We start from the raw sequence: 319 nt of genomic DNA on the forward strand, positions 1-319 counted from the left end.
TACTACGCCGAGCTCAGCTGCGTGGGCCAGGACATCCACCCCGGGGGACAGTCGCAGCACCGCCGCGAGATCCAGTTCCGCGTCACCGGCGCGGCGGGCTGGGACGCGACGAACGACCCGTCGTTCGTCGGGCTGCCCGCGACGGGCGACCCGGTGAAGACGCGCGCGATCACGCTGTACGACAAGGGCGTGCTGGTGTGGGGCACGGAGCCGGGCGGCCCGACGCCGACACCCACCCCGACGCCGACGCCGACCCCCACCGCGACCCCGACCCCGACGCCGCCGGCGACGGCGACACCGCCGGTGACGCCCCCGCCCA

At 76.2% G+C, this 319-nt stretch carries 1 pseudogene; it reads left to right on the top strand.

The features are described 5' to 3' along the window. Window positions 1-319, top strand: a pseudogene (locus tag G3I71_RS49740) (endoglucanase); the annotation flags it as partial.

The sequence above is a fragment of the Streptomyces sp. SID12501 genome (assembly GCF_010550245.1).
Lineage (GTDB): Bacteria > Actinomycetota > Actinomycetes > Streptomycetales > Streptomycetaceae > Streptomyces.